This is a genomic window from uncultured Shimia sp., from assembly GCF_913054185.1.
Taxonomy (GTDB): Bacteria; Pseudomonadota; Alphaproteobacteria; order Rhodobacterales; family Rhodobacteraceae; genus Shimia.
Map to the genome: position 1 here is coordinate 1 of NZ_CAJXIV010000162.1, position 3,589 is coordinate 3,589.

At 60.6% G+C, this 3,589-nt stretch carries 4 protein-coding genes; 3 read left to right on the forward strand and 1 reads right to left on the reverse strand.

The genetic code is table 11. The annotated features are described in order from the left end of the window. Both xsc and pta read left to right on the forward strand, forming a co-directional pair. On the forward strand, positions 1 to 1,407 hold a 1,407-nt coding region (gene xsc, locus QZ517_RS19795), incomplete at its 5' end, for a sulfoacetaldehyde acetyltransferase (protein WP_294230705.1). 4 nt (positions 1,408 to 1,411) lie between these two features. Beyond that, a complete protein-coding gene (gene pta / locus QZ517_RS19800; RefSeq protein WP_294230707.1) occupies positions 1,412 to 2,455 on the forward strand; it encodes a phosphate acetyltransferase in 1,044 nt (347 codons plus the stop codon). Positions 2,456 to 2,469: 14 nt separating this feature from the next. Here pta and QZ517_RS19805 read toward each other — a convergent pair whose 3' ends face one another. After that, positions 2,470 to 3,321 carry a phosphate acyltransferase gene (locus QZ517_RS19805; RefSeq protein ID WP_294230710.1) on the reverse strand — a complete coding sequence of 284 codons (852 nt, stop codon included), beginning with the start codon at positions 3,319 to 3,321 and terminating at the stop codon, positions 2,470 to 2,472. Positions 3,322 to 3,353: 32 nt separating this feature from the next. Here QZ517_RS19805 and QZ517_RS19810 point away from each other — a divergent pair. Next, positions 3,354 to 3,589, forward strand: a 236-nt coding sequence (locus QZ517_RS19810; RefSeq protein ID WP_294230715.1) for a citrate/2-methylcitrate synthase, incomplete at its 3' end; no start/stop codon positions are given.

Consider the following 3,589-nt stretch of genomic DNA (forward strand, 5'->3'; position numbering starts at 1 on the left):
TATCAGGAAGAGGTGCGTGACCCTTCCCGCGTCGCCGAGGTTCTCACCCGCGTGATCAGCCAGGCCAAGCGCCTCTGTGGCCCGGCCCAACTCAACATTCCGCGCGATTTCTGGACTCAAGTGATCGACATCGACATCCCGGATCCAATCGAGTTTGAGGCCTCCTCCGGTGGCACCAACTCCGTGGCCGACGCCGCCGCTCTGCTGTCCTCCGCAAAAAACCCGGTGATCCTGAACGGCGCGGGCACGGTTCTGTCTGATGGCGGCATTTCCGCCTCCATCGCGCTGGCCGAACGCCTCGATGCGCCGGTGTGCGTTGGCTACCAGCACAACGATGCCTTCCCGGGCAACCACCCGCTGTTTGCCGGCCCATTGGGCTACAACGGCTCCAAAGCGGGTATGGAGCTCATCAAAGAGGCTGACGTTATTCTGGCCCTCGGCACCCGCCTGAACCCCTTCTCCACTCTGCCGGGCTACGGCATGGAGTATTGGCCAGCGGATGCCAAAATCATTCAAGTGGACATCAATCCAAACCGCATCGGCCTGACCAAAAAGGTCGAAGTGGGAATTGTCGGCGACGCCGCCAAAGTGGCCACAGGCATTCTCGACCAACTCGCCGACAATGCGGGGGATGCTGGTCGCGAAGAGCGCAAAGCCCGCATTTCCAAAACCAAATCCGCCTGGGCACAGCAGCTCTCGTCCATGGACCACGAAGACGACGATCCGGGCACCAGCTGGAACGAACGCGCCCGCGCGGACAAACCAGACTGGATGTCCCCACGTATGGCATGGCGTGCGATCCAATCTGCTCTGCCGCGCGAAGCCATCATCAGCTCCGACATCGGCAACAACTGCGCCATCGGCAATGCCTACCCGTCTTTTGAAGAAGGCCGCAAATATCTGGCACCTGGCCTGTTTGGCCCTTGTGGCTACGGTCTGCCAGCCATCGTTGGCGCAAAAATCGGTCAGCCAGACGTGCCGGTCTGCGGCTTTGCCGGTGACGGTGCCTTTGGTATCGCGGTGAACGAGCTCACTGCAATTGGACGTGGCGAATGGCCCGCCGTGACACAAATCGTCTTCCGCAACTACCAGTGGGGCGCAGAAAAGCGGAACTCCACACTCTGGTTTGACGACAACTTTGTCGGCACCGAGCTGGACACATCCGTGTCTTATGCTGGCATCGCACAGGCCTGTGGTCTGGAAGGCGTTGTCGCCCGCACCATGGACGAGCTGACCGCCGCGCTGAACAAAGCCATCGACGATCAGATGAACCATGGCAAAACCACCCTGATCGAAGCGATGATCAACCAGGAACTGGGTGAACCCTTCCGTCGTGACGCGATGAAAAAGCCCGTTTCCGTGGCGGGCATCGATGCGGCGGACATGGTCCCACAGACCGGAAGCTGACCCCTTGAAGCCGCTCCGCCAGATACTTGGTGCCGCCAGCGGCTCTGACAAAATCATCGCCCTTTCTGAGGGCGATGATCCCCGCGTAGCAGAGGCTGCGCTCATGATCCGCAAAGAAAAGGTCGCCCGCGTTCTTTTGGTAGGCAACCCGGAGACCATCGCGGAGCATCTCGCATCCCACGGCACCACCCTTGAGGACGTTGCGGGCGACATCGAGATCCACGACCCCAATAACACCCCCCTGTTTGAAGAATTCCGCGACGCATTGGTGTCTTTGCGTGCGCACAAAGGCATGACGCCGGAAAAAGCCGCCGCGCAAGTCCGTCACCGCCTGACCTATGCGGCGCTCTTGGTGCAAACCGGCCGCGCCCATGGCACCGTCGGCGGCGCTGCCGAGACCACATCCGACACTGTGCGCACCGCACTTCAGATCATCGGGAAGGCGCCAAATTCGGCGATGGTCTCCTCGTTCTTTTTCATGCTCTACTGCAAGGAACATCACATCGTGAAAGGCGCACATATCTTTGCGGATTGCGGTCTTGTTGTGGATCCTGACGCCAATGAAATGGCCGAAATTGCCCGCGCCTCCGCAGCGTCATACCGCGCGCTGACCGGCGAGACACCCCGCGTCGCCATGTTGTCTTTCTCCACTGCCGGAAGCGCCGATCATCCCAAAGTGTCCAAAGTTGTGGCGGCAACACATCTGGCGAAAGTGGCCGATCCCAATCTGATCATCGACGGGGAGCTTCAGTTCGACGCCGCCTTTGTGCCCGAAGTCGCCGCATCAAAGGCTGAAAAATCTGCGCTTGGCGGCGCGGCCAACGTCTTTGTCTTTCCCAGCCTGAACGCCGGTAACTTGGGCTATAAAATTGCACAGCGCGTTGGTGGTGCAACCGCGATCGGTCCTGTCCTGCAAGACCTGGCAAAACCCGCCAATGACCTGTCTCGCGGATGTTCCGCCGAGGATATCCTGCACATGGTTGCTGTCACCGTCGCCCAATCTGACGCATTGGATCAGGCCGAAAAGGCACCGGAGGGGCCCGCATGACCCCCGCCCTTACATCAGTCCAGCGCCAGCGTCACAATGGTCGCTGCAACAATATCCTGCGCGCTGGCCCCACGACTCAAATCACAAACCGGTTTGCGAAACCCCTGCAGGATCGGCCCCAAGGCCTGCGCACCACCCAAGGCAATCGCCAGTTTGTACGCGATGTTGCCGGCATCCAAATTGGGGAAAACCAGAACATTCGCGTCCCCCGCGCCCGCGCCTTTGCGCGTGGCCACCTCGGGAATCAACGCCGCATCACCTTGCACCGGCCCTGTGAATCCGCTCAACTCGGCCGCTTTGCGCACTTTATCGACACTGGCGCCCGCACCACTGGTGCCGGTGGAAAACGACAACAACGCCACCCGCGCGGCACCAAGCAAGGCTTCGCCACTGCGCGCCGAGGCTGTGGCAATCGCCGCCAAACCTTCGGCGTCAGGGTCCACTGTCAAACCACAGTCGGCAAAGATCAACGACCGGCCATCCTGGAAATTCATCAGGAAAAAGCTCGACGGCACGCTCACGCCATCGGCCAGGCCAATCGCCATGGAGGCCGCCTCGATCACACGTCGCGTTGGCGCTTCCGCCCCCGCGGTCATCGCGTCCGCCTCACCTGCCGCCACCATCGCCGCCGCCCGATAAAGCGGCTTCTCGACAAGCCGTCGGGCGATCCGCTCTTTCATGCCGCGCGTATCGATCAGCGCCTGCACATAGCGTTCTGTGTTATCACCAAGCGTCACTGGCCGGCACAGGCCATCCCGATCCAACGCCCGCATGGCTTCAGCCGTGCGCGGTTCTTTGTGTTCGGGGAACACAACCCGCGCGTTTTTCGCCGCCACCTTGGCCGACAGCGCATCCATAAACTTCATGTATACCTCCGTATACGCAACAGGAGCCATCCGTGACCGAAAACGTCAAGATCAACCGCGGCCTCAAGGGCATTTATTTCGAGCGTTCTGGCGTCTCCCATATCGATGGCGCCAAAGGCGAGCTGTCTTATCGCGGCTACTCCATCCACGATCTCGCCACACAATCCACCTTCGAGGAAGTCTGCTACCTGCTGATCCACGGCGAGCTGCCAACTGAAGCGGAACTCGCCGTGTTTGACTCGGCTCTCAAATCTGCTCGCGAGCTGCC